This window comes from Pseudomonas sp. NBRC 100443 (genome assembly GCF_030268185.1).
Classification (GTDB): Bacteria; Pseudomonadota; Gammaproteobacteria; order Pseudomonadales; family Pseudomonadaceae; genus Pseudomonas; species Pseudomonas citronellolis.
Genome location: NZ_BSQE01000002.1, coordinates 359526 through 375758 on the forward strand (window position 1 = coordinate 359526; position 16233 = coordinate 375758).

The 16233-nt window shown below is 65.7% G+C and carries 12 protein-coding genes; 11 read left to right on the plus strand and 1 reads right to left on the minus strand.

Annotation, left to right across the window (positions count from 1 at the left end):
• Nucleotides 1-68 precede the first annotated feature (68 nt).
• The 8 genes from QSJ95_RS03730 to QSJ95_RS03765 all read left to right on the plus strand — a co-directional run bounded on the left by QSJ95_RS03730 (nt 69) and on the right by QSJ95_RS03765 (nt 10344).
• On the plus strand, nt 69-578 hold the full coding sequence (locus QSJ95_RS03730) for a DUF4142 domain-containing protein (RefSeq protein WP_285640161.1): 510 nt from the start codon (nt 69-71) through the stop codon (nt 576-578).
• A gap of 148 nt (nt 579-726) precedes the next feature.
• Complete coding sequence (locus QSJ95_RS03735; protein WP_043317688.1) at nt 727-1041, plus strand: hypothetical protein; 315 nt, start codon at nt 727-729, stop codon at nt 1039-1041.
• Nucleotides 1042-1196: 155 nt separating this feature from the next.
• On the plus strand, nt 1197-2171 hold the full coding sequence (locus QSJ95_RS03740; RefSeq protein ID WP_285640163.1) for a DNA-binding protein: 975 nt from the start codon (nt 1197-1199) through the stop codon (nt 2169-2171).
• Between the two features lie 218 nt (nt 2172-2389).
• Nucleotides 2390-5038, plus strand: a complete 2649-nt coding sequence (aceE, locus tag QSJ95_RS03745; RefSeq protein ID WP_069865059.1) for a pyruvate dehydrogenase (acetyl-transferring), homodimeric type — start codon at nt 2390-2392, stop codon at nt 5036-5038.
• Nucleotides 5039-5049: 11 nt separating this feature from the next.
• A complete protein-coding gene (gene aceF, locus QSJ95_RS03750; protein WP_285640166.1) occupies nt 5050-6660 on the plus strand; it encodes a dihydrolipoyllysine-residue acetyltransferase in 1611 nt (536 codons plus the stop codon).
• Nucleotides 6661-7273: 613 nt separating this feature from the next.
• The gene (locus QSJ95_RS03755) at nt 7274-9271 is read left to right on the plus strand and encodes an FUSC family protein (protein WP_082033886.1); all 1998 of its coding nucleotides are present in this window, start codon (nt 7274-7276) and stop codon (nt 9269-9271) included.
• Nucleotides 9258-9470 (plus strand): DUF1656 domain-containing protein, encoded by a 213-nt coding sequence (locus tag QSJ95_RS03760; RefSeq protein WP_009622113.1) that lies wholly within the window; start codon nt 9258-9260, stop codon nt 9468-9470. The genes QSJ95_RS03755 and QSJ95_RS03760 overlap by 14 nt, the downstream gene beginning before the upstream one ends.
• Nucleotides 9471-9483: 13 nt before the next feature.
• Nucleotides 9484-10344, plus strand: a complete 861-nt coding sequence (locus tag QSJ95_RS03765; protein WP_061561729.1) for an efflux RND transporter periplasmic adaptor subunit — start codon at nt 9484-9486, stop codon at nt 10342-10344.
• 249 nt (nt 10345-10593) lie between these two features.
• Here the strand turns inward: QSJ95_RS03765 and QSJ95_RS03770 are convergent, their stop codons facing one another.
• Nucleotides 10594-11724, minus strand: a complete 1131-nt coding sequence (locus tag QSJ95_RS03770; RefSeq protein ID WP_009622118.1) for an MFS transporter — start codon at nt 11722-11724, stop codon at nt 10594-10596.
• A 424-nt stretch (nt 11725-12148) separates the two neighbouring features.
• Between QSJ95_RS03770 and QSJ95_RS03775 the strand changes: the two genes are divergently transcribed.
• From QSJ95_RS03775 to pheT, 3 genes are read left to right on the plus strand one after another with little or no spacing between them, the layout of a single operon-like run.
• The gene (locus QSJ95_RS03775) at nt 12149-12892 is read left to right on the plus strand and encodes a response regulator transcription factor (protein WP_009622120.1); all 744 of its coding nucleotides are present in this window, start codon (nt 12149-12151) and stop codon (nt 12890-12892) included.
• 38 nt (nt 12893-12930) lie between these two features.
• Nucleotides 12931-13920: a phenylalanine--tRNA ligase subunit alpha gene (locus QSJ95_RS03780; protein WP_009622121.1), complete on the plus strand. Its 990-nt coding sequence runs from the start codon at nt 12931-12933 to the stop codon at nt 13918-13920.
• Entirely contained in the window at nt 13917-16229 is a 2313-nt protein-coding gene (gene pheT / locus QSJ95_RS03785) for a phenylalanine--tRNA ligase subunit beta (RefSeq protein ID WP_009622123.1), read from the plus strand. The genes QSJ95_RS03780 and pheT overlap by 4 nt, the downstream gene beginning before the upstream one ends.
• The last annotated feature ends 4 nt before the right edge of the window (nt 16230-16233 follow it).

The window sequence follows — 16233 nt, forward strand, 5'->3', positions numbered from 1 at the left end:
CGGAACCCCGGGGCGCCTGCGCCCGTCAACCCATGTAGACGCAACGCAACGAGTAAGGAGCATCGAACATGAAAGGCACTGGTATCCTCCGCGGCGCCCTGCTCTGGGGCGCCCTGCTGGTATCCGCACCACTGCTGGCGGCCGATACCGGGGTGCAGGATTTCGTCAGCCGCGCCTCGGCCACCAGCCTGGCCAATGTGGGCGCGGCCAAGCTGGCGCTGAGCAAGAGCCGCTCGGCGGACGTGAAGACCTTCGCCGTCCACCTCATCGACGACAACACCAAGGCCCAGGTCCAGCTCAAGACCCTGGCCGAAAGCCGCCGGCTGCAATTGGCGGATGGGCCCGACGAGGCCAGCCGCGCCAGGCTGAAGGACCTGGAGGCGCGCCAGGACGACTTCGACGCGGCCTTCGCCAGCAGCCAGGTCCGCGCCCAGGAAGAGGCGCTGCAGTTGTTCAGCGAAGCGGCGCAACAGACCGAGGACGAGGACCTGCGGCAATTCGCCCAGAACAACCTGGCGGTGCTGCGCCTGCACCTGCAGATGGCCCGCCAGTTGGCCCAGGCCCATGGTTCCGGCTGAGCGCCGCGGCCATCCGAATCCCCGAACCCTCGTCGGGCGCCGGCCTCTGCCGAAGGAAACCGGCTAAACCTACTGAGGACGATCAACCGCGGACGGCGCCGGGCAACGCCCCGGGCCAGGCCGCCCGAAGACACCACAGGAGAACCCCATGACCCCGCATCGATGGTTTCCCTCCCGCCGCCACGACAGCGTGGCCGAACTGCAGAACCTGGTCGACGAGCTGACGGCGCTGCTCGATGGCGGCCGCGAGCTGGCCGCCAAGGACATCCCCGCGTTCAAGGCGCGCCTGCGCCACCTGAGCGACGACTGCCAGGCCATCGGCGACCGCCTGGCCTACCAGGGCCGGCGCGCGCTGCGCCGCGGCGGCGACTATGCCAGCGAGCATCCCTGGCAGGTCGCGCTCATCCTCGCCGCCACCTGCGGGGCACTGGCCGCCGTCTGCCTGGTGAGCCGCCGGCGCTGAACCGGCGCCACGTCCGCCCCACTCAGCTCATCGACCTTCGAATCCCACCCCCTACGCGCCGCCCTCAGGGGCGGCGCATTGGGCGCTTTCGCATCGCGTATTTTTAGTATGTAATTACATGCTACGTAGTACGGTACGAAATCACTGGAGCGGCCATGGCACGGGGCGGAATCAACAAGGCACTGGTACAGAAAGCACGCATGGCCATACTGGCCCGCGGGGAAAACCCGAGCATCGATGCCCTGCGCGTCGAGCTGGGCAACACCGGTTCCAAGACCACCATCCACCGCTACCTGAAGGAACTGGAGGCGGAAGCCGGCGGCACGACCGGGCATCCCCTCTCCCTCAGCGAGGAACTGGGCAATCTGGTCACTCAGCTGGCCGAGCGTCTGCAGCAGGAAGCCCGCGACTCGGTGGCCGAGGACCGCGCCCGGCTGTCCCGCGAGCGCCTGGACTATCAGCAGCAGATCAGTAACGCCCAAGCGCGCATCGAGCAATTGCAGGCGCAGAACCAGGCGCTGGAGGCGCAACTGCGGGAAACCCGCGAGCAGCTGGAACAGACGCGCCAGCAGAAGCACCAGGGCGAGCTGACCAGCGCGCGCCTGCGCCAGGCCGCCGGCGACCTGGAAACCCGCCTGCGCGAGCGTGACGCGCAGATCGCCTCGCTGGAGGAAAAGCACAACCACGCCCGCTTCGCCCTGGAGCAGCAGCGCCAGGCCACGAAGGAACAGCGGGAACAGGAGCAACGCCAGCACCAGGCCCAGCTGCAGCAGCTGACGGAAGAACTGCGCCAGTCGCAGCAGCACCTGACCGCGCGCCAGGACGAGCTGACGCGGCTGAACCGCGACAACGAGCGCCTGCTCACCGAGGCCCGCCTGCTGCGCGACCAGCAGCAGGAACAGCAGCAACAACTGGCCCGCCACGCCCTGGCGATGGAAGCCCTGCGCCAGGAGCGGGCCCAGGCCGAAGGCGCCCGCTCGGTGCTGGAGCAGCGCAACCTGGTCCAGGGCGAGGAACTGGCGCGCCTGGAACAGCACGGCCGCGAGCAGTCCCGGCAATTGCAGGCCCTGCAACAGCGCCTGCAGGAGCTGAGCCTGGCGCTGCGCGACGAAGCGCCGGGCGCGCCCTGAAGGGCCTTCTGCGACTTATTGCCGGTGGCGCCCCGCGTCTTGCCAGCTAGGCTATAGCGACCACCCGGGTTTCTTTCGCAGCGACCAGCAGCCTCCCGCAAGCCGGGACGTCGGCCCTGCCGGCGATTGGTCCAGCGGCTTTCCGGCCCCTTCGGCCGGGGGATTGCCCGGGGCGCTGAACAAGCGTGGACCTATCGCAACCGGCAAGGTATTCCGCAATGCACGATATCGATCCCGTTGAAACCCAGGAGTGGCTGGACGCCCTGGAGTCGGTGCTCGACCGCGAAGGCGAAGAGCGCGCCCACTACCTGATGACGCGCATGGGCGAGCTGGCCAGCCGCACCGGCACCCAGTTGCCCTACGCCATCACCACCCCGTACCGCAACACCATCCCGGTGACCCACGAAGCACGCATGCCCGGCGACCTGTTCATGGAACGGCGCATCCGCTCGCTGGTGCGCTGGAACGCCCTGGCCATGGTGATGCGCGCCAACCACAAGGACCCGTCCCTGGGTGGGCACATCTCCACCTTCGCGTCCTCGGCGACGCTCTACGACATCGGCTTCAACTACTTCTTCCGCGCCCCCACCGAGGAACACGGCGGCGACCTCATCTACTTCCAGGGCCACGCCTCCCCCGGCATCTACGCCCGCGCCTTCATCGAGGGGCGCCTGAGCGAGGAACAGCTGGAGAACTTCCGCCAGGAGGTGGACGGCCACGGCCTGTCGTCCTACCCGCACCCCTGGCTGATGCCGGACTTCTGGCAGTTCCCCACCGTGTCCATGGGCCTGGGGCCGATCCAGGCGATCTACCAGGCGCGCTTCATGAAGTACCTGGAAAGCCGCGGCTTCATCCCCCCGGGCCAGCAGCGCGTGTGGTGCTTCCTCGGCGACGGCGAGACCGACGAGCCCGAGTCCCTCGGCGCCATCTCCCTGGCCGGGCGCGAGAAGCTGGACAACCTGATCTTCGTGGTCAACTGCAACCTGCAGCGCCTCGACGGCCCGGTTCGCGGCAACGGCAAGATCATCCAGGAACTGGAAGGCGTGTTCCGCGGCGCCAGCTGGAACGTCATCAAGGTCATCTGGGGCCGTCTCTGGGACCCGCTGTTCGCCAAGGACACCGCCGGCCTGCTGCAAGCGCGGATGGACGAGGCGGTGGATGGCGACTACCAGAACTACAAGGCCAAGGACGGCGCCTACGTGCGCGAGCACTTCTTCGGCACCCGCCCGGAGCTGCTGGAGATGGTCAAGGACCTCTCCGACGAGGAAATCTGGAACCTCAACCGCGGCGGCCACGACCCCTACAAGGTCTATGCGGCCTACCACGCGGCGGTGAACCACAAGGGCCAGCCGAGCGTGATCCTGGCCAAGACCATCAAGGGCTACGGCACCGGCACCGGCGAGGCGAAGAACATCGCCCACAACATCCACGAGATAGACGTGGCCAGCCTGCGCGCCTTCCGCGACCGCTTCAACATCCCGATCCGCGATGCGGACCTTGAGAAAGTGCCCTTCTACAAACCCGAGCCCGGCAGCGCCGAGGCCAGGTACCTGGCCGAGCGCCGTGCCGAGCTGGGCGGCTCGGTGCCGCACCGCCCGGGCAACGCCTTCAGCGTGCCGGTGCCGCCGCTGGACACCCTCAAGGCCCTGCTCGACAGTACCGGCGACCGCGAAATCTCCACCACCATGGCCTTCGTGCGGATCATCTCGCAGCTGCTCAAGGACAAGGAAATGGGCCCCCGCATCGTCCCCATCATCCCCGACGAGGCGCGCACCTTCGGCATGGAGGGCATGTTCCGCCAGCTCGGCATCTATTCCTCGGTGGGCCAGCTGTACGAGCCGGTCGACAGGGAACAGCTGATGTTCTACCGCGAGGACAAGAAGGGCCAGATACTCGAGGAAGGCATCACCGAGGCCGGCGCCATGTCCTCGTTCATCGCCGCCGGCAATGCCTACAGCAACTACCGCCAGCCGATGCTGCCGTTCTACATCTTCTATTCGATGTTCGGCTTCCAGCGCATCGGCGACCTGGCCTGGGCCGCCGGCGACGCCATGGTCCGCGGCTTCCTGCTCGGCGGCACCGCCGGGCGCACCACCCTGAACGGCGAAGGCCTGCAGCACGAGGACGGCCAGAGCCACGTGCTCGCCTCGGTGATCCCGAACATCCGCACCTACGACCCGACCTACGCCTACGAGCTGGCGGTGATCATCCACGACGGCGCGCGGCGCATGCTGCAGGAGCAGGAAAACATCTTCTACTACATCACCGTGATGAACGAGAACTACCCGCACCCGGCGATGCCCGCCGGCGCGGAGGAAGGCATCATCCGCGGCATGTACCTGCTGGAGGAGGACAGGAAGGGCGCCGCCCACCACGTGCAGCTGCTGGGCTCGGGCACTATCCTGCGGGAGGTGGAAGCCGCGGCGAAGATTTTGCGCGAGGACTTCGGCATCGGCGCCGACGTCTGGTCGGTGCCCAGCTTCAACGAGCTGCGCCGCGACGGCCTGGCCACCGAACGCTGGAACCGCCTGCACCCGGAGCAGAAGCCCAGGTTGAGCTACGTCGAGCAATGCCTGGAAGGCCGCAAGGGCCCGGTCATCGCCTCCACCGACTACATGAAGCTGTACGCCGAGCAGATCCGCCAGTGGGTGCCGGGCAAGGAATACAAGGTGCTGGGCACCGACGGCTTCGGCCGCAGCGACAGCCGCCGCAAGCTGCGCGACTTCTTCGAGGTGGACCGCCGCTGGATCGTCCTGGCCGCGCTGGAGTCCCTGGCCGACCGCGGCGACATCGAGCCCAAGGTGGTCGCCGAGACCATCGTCAAGCTCGGCCTCGACCCGAACAAGCGCAACCCCCTGGACTGCTGAGGAGAAGCATTGTGAGTGAGCTGATCCGCGTACCCGACATCGGCAACGGCCAGGGTGAAGTCATCGAGTTGCTGGTCAAGGTCGGCGACAAGATCGAGGCCGAGCAGAGCCTGCTGACCCTCGAATCCGACAAGGCCAGCATGGAAATCCCCGCGCCCAAGGCCGGGGTGGTGAAAAGCATCAAGGTCAAAGTGGGCGACACCCTGAAGGAAGGCGACGAAATCCTCGAACTGGAGGCCGAGGGTGGCGCCACTGAAACCCAGGCCGAGGCACCCGCCCCGGCCGCCGAGGAACCCAAGGCGGCACCGGCCGCAGCGCCCGAGCCGGCGCCCCGGGCCAGCGGCGGTGGCGGCGTGCGGACGGTGCGCGTGCCGGACATCGGCAACGGCCAGGGCGAGATCATCGAGCTGATGGTCAAGGTGGGCGAGCGCATCGAGGCCGACCAGAGCTTGCTGACACTGGAATCCGACAAGGCCAGCATGGAGATCCCCTCGCCCACCGCCGGCGTGGTCAAGGCCCTCAAGGTGAAGCTCGGCGACACCCTGAAGGAAGGCGATGAAATCCTCGAACTGGAGGCCGAGGGCGATGCGGCCCCGGCAGCAGCACCCTCGGCACCGGTAGCGACGAAAGCACCTGCGCCGGAAGCCAAGCCCGCCGCCGCGCCGGCGAAGACAGAGGCGCCGCCACCGGTGGGCGCACCCAGCCGCGACGGCACCAAGGTCCATGCCGGCCCCGCCGTGCGCATGCTGGCCCGCGAGTTCGGCGTCGAGCTGGCCGAAGTGCAGGCCACCGGCCCGAAAGGCCGCATCCTCAAGGAAGACGTGCAACTGTTCGTCAAGCAGCAGTTGCAACGGCCGAAAGGCGCGGTGGCAGGCGCCGGCGGCGCGGGCATCCCGCCGATCCCGGAAGTGGACTTCAGCAAGTTCGGCGAAGTGGAAGAAGTGGCCATGACCCGCCTGATGCAGGTCGGCGCCGCCAACCTGCACCGCAGCTGGCTGAACGTGCCCCACGTGACCCAGTTCGAGTCGGCCGACATCACCGAGGTGGAAGCCTTCCGCGTGGCGCAGAAGGCGGTGGCGGAAAAGGCCGGCACCAAGCTGACCATCCTGCCGATCCTGCTCAAGGCCTGCGCGCACCTGCTGAAGGAACTGCCGGACTTCAACAGCTCCCTGGCCCCCAGCGGCAAGGCGCTGATCCGCAAGAAGTACGTGCACCTCGGCTTCGCCGTGGACACCCCGGACGGCCTGCTGGTGCCGGTGATCCGCGACGTCGACCGCAAGAGCCTGCTGCAGTTGGCCGCCGAAGCCGCCGAACTGGCGGAAAAGGCGCGCACCAAGAAGCTCTCGGCCGACGCCATGCAGGGCGCCTGCTTCACCATCTCCAGCCTCGGCCACATCGGCGGCACCGGCTTCACGCCGATCGTCAATGCGCCGGAAGTGGCGATCCTGGGCGTGAGCAAGGCGACTATGCAGCCGGTGTGGGACGGCAAGGCCTTCCAGCCGCGGCTGATGCTGCCGCTGTCGCTGTCCTACGACCACCGGGTGATCAACGGCGCCGCCGCGGCGCGCTTCACCAAACGCCTGGGCGAACTGCTGGGGGACATCCGAACGCTGCTGCTGTGACCCGCGCCGCCGGCTATCAACGCTTTTCGTAGGAGCGAGCCCCCGGTGCGGCCTGCGAATCGCGCGCAGGGCGCACAGGGGTCCCAGGACAACTCCGTCTTCGCCAACCACTCCGAACGGCCCCCTCTCCCTCCGGGAGAGGGCTGGGGTGAGGGCAACGGGCTCCGCCGACACTCCACTGCCAAACCTCTACTCCGCTCCCCCACCCTAACCCTCCCCCGCAAGCGGGAGAGGGAACCGTTCAGCGTGAAGCGCAATCACCAAATTCCCTGAACCCACGTGCAAAGCACTGGGTTATTTCCCTTCGGGCCAGCGCAAGCGCTGTTGGTGATGGAGCCGCGTCCCGCGTTCGCGGGAATGGCGGGGGGAGTGAGGAGTACAGGACAACTCCGAACTCACCCCCCGCTCCAAACGGCCCCCTCTCCCTCCGGGAGAGGGCTGGGGTGAGGGCAACGGACGCCACCCGCACTCCACTGCCAACCTCCTTCCCTCTAACCCCCATGCCCCAAAGCGAACCGCCCCCATCGACTATGCTTCCCGATAACGGGGCCGCGCGCCCTTGATGCGCGCCACCTGAGCGGGCCGCAAGCCTCAGCCGGAGCCTGTCGACGCCGTGTTAGCCAGCCCTGCCCTGACCGCCTTCATCGCCCCCAGCGGCCCTGCCCTGCGCTTCGCCGGCAAGACCCTGCTGGCCGGCGGCATCGCCCTCTGGCTGTCCTTCCGCCTGGACCTGGAACAGCCGCAATGGGCGCTGATGACGGTGTTCATCGTGTCCCAGCCGTTGTCCGGGATGGTCGTCGCCAAGGGCCTGTTCCGCCTGCTCGGCACCCTGGTCGGGACCAGCATGGCGGTGCTCATCATGGCCCTGTTCGCCCAGACGCCCTGGCTGTTCCTGCTGGTGGTGGCACTGTGGATGGGCCTGTGCACCGCCGCTTCGACCCTGCTGCGCAACCACGTCTCCTACGCCTTCGTGCTGTCCGGCTACACGGTGGCGATCATCGCCCTGCCGGCGATCAACGTGCCGTTGCAGGTGTTCGACCAGGCCGTGGCGCGCTGCACGGAAATCTGCCTGGGCATCGTCTGCGCCTCGGTGGTCAGCGCCACCCTGTGGCCGCAGCGGGTCGAGGAAAACCTCGCGCGGGTCGCCCGCGAAACCCTGGACGCCGCTCTGCAGGCGGCGGCCAACGCGCTGCGCGGCCAGGCCCGCGAGCCGGAGGGCATCCTCCAGTTGCTCGGCCGGATCGTCGCCGCCGACGCCCAGCGCGACCACGCCTGGTTCGAAGGGCACCAGGGCCAGCGTCGCGCGTTGGCCTTGCGCACCCTGTCGCGCGACGTGCTGAGCCTGCTGCGCACCGCCCGCGGGGCATCGCGCCAGCGGCAGGTGCTCTCGCCCGAAGCGCAAGCGCAATTGCAACCCTGGCTCGACGAGTTGCTAGCACTGCTGCCGCGCCACGCCCCCGAACAGTTGCAGGCGCTGCGCGACCGCCTGCTGCAGGCCAGCGCCGACGAGGCCCTGGACAACGACCTGCGCTATTGCCTGGCGCGCTGCGCGGTGTTGCTGATCAAGGTCGAAGCCGCCGAAAAGGCCGCCGCCGGGGTGGCCAGCGGCGAGTTCAGCGGTGATGCCAGCAGCGGCCTGTCCTGGCACCGCGACTGGCTGATGGCGCTGTTCTACGGCCTGCGCAGCGCCCTGGCGCTGCTGGGCATCGCCGCCTTCTGGCTGGCCAGCGCCTGGCCGGCGGCGGTGGGCGGCATGCTCATGGCCGGCATCCTCTGCAGCCTGTTCGCCAACCGCGACAACGCCGTGGAGCTGAGCATGAGCTTCCTGCGCGGCATCCTCTACGCGCTGCTGGCCGCCATAGTGGTGGACCAGTGGCTGCTGCCGCAGTGGAACGGCTTCCCCCTGCTGTGCATGGCCCTGGGCGTGCCGCTGTTCTTCGCCGCACTGGGCATGGCCGGGCCGCCGGCGCTGATCGGCACCGCCACCACCTTCGCCATCCAGTTCATCACCTTCATCGCGCCGCGCAACGACATGCACTACGACTTCGCCAGCCTGCTCAACTCGGCCCAGGCCACGGTCATCGGCGTGGGCTTCGCCGCCATGGTGTTCCGCCTGCTGGCGTTGCCGCCGGACTGGGTGATCCGCCGCCTGGGCCAGGCCATGGCGCTGGACCTGGGGCGCCTCACCCGCTACCCGCTGGAGCAGGCGGAAAGCTGGTTCGGCGGGCGCATGGCCGACCGCCTGATCCGCCTGGCGCGGCACTACGCGCTGCTGCCCCAGGCCATGCAGCGGCGCTGGCTCGACGGCCTGCTGGCGCTGGACATGGGCAGCGAGCTGCTGCACCTGCGCCACTGCCTGGCCGGCGCCCGCGGCGTGCTGCGCAAGCGCCGGCAGGCCTTCCTCGACAACCTGGGCGACCTGTTCCAGACCGGCCCGGCCCCGGGGCGCGAGGCGCGCCTGGACGAACTCTGCAACGAACTGGACGCCGCCCTGCGCAGCGACCCCGGCCACCTGGCCGAGAACAACCGCCTGGCCCGCGCCGCGCTGCGCCAGCTGAGCAACACCTGGCGCGCCTGGTGCCGCCTGGAGGACGAGCATGGCCCTGGTTGAACAGCCCCTGGGCGGCGTCTACGTCAGCCCGATGTTCCTCTACGCGCTGCTCGCCCTGGCCCTGACCATCGCGCTGCGCAAGCTGCTGCAGGCCACGCCGGCGGGGCGCTGGATCTGGCACGAGGCGCTGTTCGACTGCGCCCTGTTCACCCTGCTGCTGGCCGCCGTCACCTGGTGCGCCGGCGTCGTCAACGGATAACGAGGAGCGTTGCGTGCGAGGCTTCCTGCGAGTGCTGACCACCCTGCTGGTGGTCGCCGCCGCCGTGCTGGCGGGGCTCTGGCTGTGGCGCTACTACATGCTCTCGCCCTGGACGCGGGACGCCCGGGTGCGCGCCGACGTGGTGGTGATCGCCCCGGACGTGTCCGGCTGGGTCACCGAGCTGCCCATCGTCGACAACCAGAAGGTCAAGGCCGGCGACCTGTTGATGCGCATCGACCGCGACCGCTACCAGGCCAACCTCGACCAGGCCCGCGCCCTGGCCGAGACGCGCAAGCAGGAATACCTGCTGCGGCAGAGCGAAGCCAACCGCCGCAAGCGCCTGACCAGCGCGGCGATCAGCGCCGAGGACCGCGAGACCGCGCAGCTCAACGCCAACATCGCCAACAGCCAGTACCAGGAAGCCCTGGCCGCGGCGCGCCTGGCCGAGATCAACCTGCAGCGCAGCGAGGTGCGCGCCCCGCGCGACGGCCAGGTGACCAACCTGCGCCTGGCCCAGGGCAACTACGCGCAGACCGGCCAGGCCGCCATGGCCCTGGTGGACCAGGGCTCGTTCTACGTCACCGCCTACTTCGAGGAAACCAAGCTGCCCGGCATCCACGTCGGCCAGCCCGCGCGGGTGACGCTGATGAGCGGCGAACGCGTGCTCAAGGGCCGGGTGCAGAGCATCAGCAGCGGCATCACCGACCGCAACGCCCTGCCCGACACCCAGCTGCTGGCCAACGTCGAGCCGACCTTCAACTGGGTGCGCCTGGCCCAGCGCATCCCGGTGCGCATCGAACTGCTGGAGGTGCCGAAGGACATCCACCTCAGCGCCGGCATGACCGCCACGGTCAATATCGAAGCCAGCCCTTAGAGCATCGCGGACGAGATCCGCTCCTACGCCGCCCCGCCCGCACCATTCCCTGGGAGCGGGCCCTGCCCGCGAATCGCGCGCAGGGCGCGCTCCTACAGGCCGCGCCGGGGCGCTCTTCGTAGGATGGGTTGAGCTTGCGAAACCCATGCGGTCATGGCGATGGGTATCGCTTCGCTCAACACCATCCTACGGGCATTGTGTTTGCCGGAGGGGTAGGAGCGGACTCCGTCCGCGATCGAACCCACACGCTCAACGCCGCCAGGCACACCCCAGCGCGCTGAGCGCCAGCACCGCCGCGGCGCCGGCGTAGGCCCAGAAGGCCGGCACCAGCGGCAGCAGCACGCCGGCCAGCATAGGCCCCAGGCCCGCGCCTATGTCGCGCCAGACGGCGTTGCCGGCCAGGGCCTGGATGCGGTTCTGCGGGTTGCGCTGGGCCACCAGGGTCATCACCAGCGGCAGCTGCAGGGCGCGCAGCAGCAGGACCAGGAAGGCGCCGACGAACAGCCAGTGGCTGCCGAAGACCAGCAGCGCCGCCGAAGTCGCCAGGGACAGCGTCACCAGCATGCGCAGCGCGCCGAAGTGGTCGGCCAGGCGGCCGCCGAAGGGGCTGAAGAGCATCTCGCTGAGGTAGCGCACCGCCATCAGGATGCCCGCCACCAGCACGCCGGTGCCGCCCAGGTGGCTTTCCGCGTACAGCGACAGGCCGAAGATGAACAGGCCGTCGAGGGTCACGCCCTCGATGAAGGACCAGGTGGCGATGCTGTCCGGCAGGCGCAGGCGGCGCCCGCTCGGGGTATGCAGGTCGTGCCCCCGGGCCGGCAGCGAGCGCGCCCGCCACAGGCCCAGCAACGCGCTGGCGAAGAGCACGAAGAACACGCTGCGCGGCCCCCAGGCCTGGGCCATGAGCGCCGCCAGCGGCAGCGCCAGCATTGGCCCGATGGAAATGGTCGCCCGCGAACGCCCGGCGCGGCGCGCGGCGCCCTGGGCCTCGGCGGTGGCCAGGGTCTGGGTGCTGAGGTTGAAGCTGGCGTAGCTCAGGCCCCACATCAGGCGCAGCACCAGCAGCGCGGTGACGCCGGAGAGCGTCGCATACCCCAGCGCGCACAACGCCGAGGCGCAGGCCGCCAGGCTGCAGGTGGCGCGGTCGCCGTGGCGGGCGTAGAAGCGCACCACCCAGCCGTAGCCGACGATGCGCACCAGGCGGTTGGCCGCCAGCAGGATGCCCGCCTGGGCCAGGCTGACGCCGAAGTCGGCGGCGTACATGGGCAGCAACAGGTAGAGCACCACGTCGCCGGGCAGGCACAGGCCCAGGACCTGGGCGGCGCGGCGGGAATCGTTATCGGCGCGGCGCAGGCGCGGCTGCGCGGGGTCTGACGACATGGTCCCTCCCGGACGACAAGGCAAGCGCGCACCTTACCCGATGCGCGCCCGTCTGCCGAGCCAGAAGGCTTTAGATGCCGCAGCCACAGGTTGAAGATTTTGTTGGCTCAGACAACCTTGCAAGAAAATTCTTCGACACGAAAGGTAAACGCTGCAATCCAAGACAGGAACTTTCACGGTCAACCCTAAAAACTCCTCAAAAAGTTACACCCAGTAATCCCTATCCATTAGAACCAAACAGAAAATTCACACACCTAATACTTTTCGTACAAAGAAGTGGATAATCACCTGGCAAGTCGTCAATTGAAAAATCCGCCGACCTGCCACAATCTGAAACGACGCAATTCTTCATTGAGGGCGCCGCAAGGCAGTCTGTAACCCGGAAAAAGGAAAGCTATCGGACACAACAGCAAGGGACATTGCCATGAAAGAAAAACAGACGACAAAAATATGGTTGAGCCCAGAAGACCAAGAAGCACTGACCGATCATGTCATCACCTGTGTTACCGAGAAGAACAAAGACGCAGTCGAAAAGGCCATTATCTGGATGCGCCAGGCCCTTGAGGTGGTCCAGGTAAGCATTCTCCAGATAAGCGGAGGCGAAACGCCAGCACTTATTTTGTCGATAGAGTCGGCCCGCCACTCGGACGGCATTGCAGAGAGCCATCCGCCCTATGCGTCCAATATCACTCCACGCTCATTGATCCCTTTAATGAAAAGCCCTTCCTCGCGTTGGTGGAAAGCGGCAAAGCCGCCGGGCCCGGAGTCAATCGGCCATGGCAGCGCCGAAGGAAAGTCCCTCCATGAGTTCATCTACCTTCCCCCACCCTGTCAGAAGTCAGCGAAGACAAACTCGGCAGTCATCTGTTCGGTCCTGACGGAAAGCCACCAACTGGATGATACAGACAAATACGTTATCAGTGCCTTAGCTCCGGCCATTCGGACCGCGTTGGTCGAATGCCTGCACGCCCGTGGCAGTCCTTTATCCGACCGCGAACTCGAGGTACTGAAGTGGTCCGCCATGGGGAAAACAGCATGGGAAATAGGACAGCTGATTTCTATCTCGGAGCCCACCGTGAAGTTTCACTTCTCGAATATCTACAAGAAACTCCAAGTCACCTCTCGCGCACAAGCCTTGAGCCACGCGATCAGCCACGGCTGGATATAGCCAGCCAGCACCGATCAGGAAAACAAGGAGAAAAAACCTTGATAGAAAACATTCTCGCGGAAATACACAAGGCCAGCACAATCGAGGAACTGAACACACTCAGAGTAAAATACCTAGGAAAGTCAGGGTTAATTACCAGAGAACTCAGTCGCCTCAAAGAGCTGCCCGAAGCAGAGCGAGCATCGGTGGCCGCAGGTCTCAATGAGTTGAAGAGAAACTGCCTAGGTGCGATAGAAATCCAGAAGGACAATCTAGCGACGGCAGCCAGGTTGCAAGCCCTGAACGACCAGTCCGTGGATGTCACCCTCCCTGGTGCCGCGCTCTCCTGTGGAGGCCTGCACCCTCTAACCCGCACCATCGGCCGGTTGCTGGATATCTTCCAGTCGCTGGGATACGAAGTTATCGCGGGCCCGGAACTGGAAAGCGACCACTACAACTTCAAATCGCTCAACTTCCCCGACGACCACCCCGCCAGAGACACCCAGGATACGTTCTGGACTCACGACGGCCGTCTGCTCAGAACACACACCAGTTCGGTCCAGGTGCGCTACATGGAGACCCACGCCCCACCCTTCAGGGTCGTCTCCCCCGGCAAGGTGTTTCGCAACGAGGCGGTAGACCAGACCCATGAAGCCCAGTTTCATCAATTGGAAGCTCTGGTAGTGGGCGAGGGCATCAGCATGAGTGACTTGCGGGGCGCCATCAACGCCGTAGCGACAGCCCTGTTTGGTGACAGCGCGAAAACCCGCCTTCAACCCTCCTACTTTCCCTTCGTAGAACCCGGGGCCGAATTTTCAGTCTGGTGGCACAACCCTCGCAGCGGCCAGCAGGAATGGCTGGAACTCGGCGGTTGCGGGATGGTGCATCCCAATGTTCTAGAGGGCGTCGGCTATCGAAACGTCAGCGGGTTCGCCTTCGGCCTGGGTATCGAACGCCTTGCAATGATTGCCTATGGAATTCCAGACATTCGCTACTTCCATCAGAATGACACTCGTTTCCTCCGCCAGGTTCGGGGGACAGCCGTATGAAAGTGCCCTATTCCTGGCTGGCCGAATGGGTGCCAGGCCTGCCCTCTCCCGCCGAGACTGCCGAACTGCTTTGTGGCATTGGCTTGAATGTCGAGAGGAGCATCCAACTCGCCGGCCTCCCCCGAACAGCCGTTGTCGTCGAAGTGGAAACGCTCGCGCCACTGGCGCCAAATCTGACACCCAGGCCGGTAAAACTCCGGGACGGAAACACAACCCATACAGTTCTCAGCGACTTGCCCGATCTCACCGAGGGCGACCGAGTTGGCGTCGTCTTCCTTCCTCCCGAATCCGTAACGACACCGCCCCCGGACTTGCCGGGAAGCAGAACACCCGCGACCTTGGCGTCGATCTGCACGACAGCGGACGTAGCGCTGCCGGAGACTGGAAAACAAACCTTGAAGTTCGGCGCCGATATGTCGCCTGGCATGAAATTGGACTGGCCTCCCGAGGTCGTATTCGAGTTGGAAGTCACGCCCAACCGCGCTGACGCCCTGAGTATCCTGGGCGTCGCTCGCGATCTTGCCGCCAAACTGCAAATCCCGTACAAGAACCCAGCCCCCGCACCAGCCAGTGCGCCGCAAAAACCGTTACGCCTCTACACCGACGCGCTTTGCAAGCGTCTCGTCGCCTCAAGCATTGACGAAGTCAGGCCCGCCCCCAGCCCGATCTGGCTTCAACGCCGCCTGGTCGCCCTAGGCCTGGCACCGGAGAACAACGTCAGCGACATCACCCGCTACGTCACCTTCGAGTTGGGCCAGCCGCTCCAGGCCTACGACCGAAAGCAGGACATGATCTCGATTGCCGTTCGACGGGCGTCCCCCAAAGAGAGCCTGGAGTTGGGAAACGGCACAACCGTTCAACTCACTTCATCCGATATGGTGGTAAGCGCCCAACTCTCCTCTCGGCGCCATGAAGTCATTGGCCTGGCGGGAGTGGTGGTGGGCATGTCGAGAAAAATCAACGATAGCACCACCTCCCTGCTTCTGGAGGCGGCGAACTACGATGCGCAGGCCGTCCGCAGATGTGCCAGGAGACACAAGTTGGGTAGCGATGCCCAGTACCGCTTCGAGCGAGGGGTCGACCCGAATCTGGCTCCCATCGCATTGGCCCGCGCGGCAGCGCTGATCGTGGAACTGGCGGGCGGCAACAGGAGTGAATGCATGGTGGACACAGGAACGGACGTCATTCGCGCGCCAATCCACTACCGTCCCTCCCGACTTCTACAGATAGCGGCCCTGGATGTTCCAGAGGAGATTCAGCAGCGGCTGTTGGGCAGCCTAGGGTGTGTCATTTCGCCCGCAAAGTGGACCTGGGAGGTTATCCCACCCACTTGGCGGTTCGATCTACAGCACGAAGAAGATCTGGTGGAAGAGATTGCCAGACTCGTTGGTTATGAGCACATCCCGGAAACACTGCCGAAGCTGGACTTCACGCCAGGAATCAACGACTGCACTCATCGCGCGATTCGCGGCTGGATGGCCGCCTCGGGTTTCCAGGAGGTGATAAATTACGCGTTTATCAGCCCCCAGGAGCATCAGGTATTCGATGCCGAGGGGATGCGCGTAGCACTCACCAAACCCCTCAGCAATGAAAAATCCGTACTGAGAAACAGCTTATGGCCGGGGTTGCTGGAGTTGGCCAGGAACAATCACCAGCAAACCGACCTCATGCTATTCGAAATCGGCCATGTCTTCGGCAAGCAGGAAAAAGAAAAGATCGGGCTGCTGGTATGCGGCCATTTCGAGGCACCTTCCTGGCTCCCTGGAAGGAAAGTGGATTTCTTCTTGTTGAAAGGAATCCTGCAATCCTTGGCCGCTAGCGCCAATATCAGCCTCGACTGGCGCCCGGCGACGGTACCTGGTCTACACCCGTGCATCACGGCCAGCATAGGCTACGGTGGCAAGGTCATTGGCCATGCGGGGCGAATCCACCCGAGCCTGGAAGACAGGCTTGGGCGAAAAGAAATCTATCTGGCGGAACTCGATCTGCCCCTGCCAAGCAATCCATCGACATTCTCAAGTCTCCAGCGCCACCCCGCCGCGGAACGGGACATTTCGGTATTACTGCCAAGAGGCTACGAATATCGGATACTGGAACAACTGATCAAGATGTCTAGCGCGCCCCTGCTGGAAGAAATCCGCCTATTTGATCGCTATGAAGGGGAAAACCTGCCAGCAGGAACGATGAGTCTGGGGGTACGCCTCTCGTTCAGGCACCCGGAACGTTCACTGACCGAAGCAGACATAGTTGAGTTAATGAGGAAAACAAGGGAGGCCATTCTGGGAGAAGGAATCTCACTTCGAGAATAGCGAA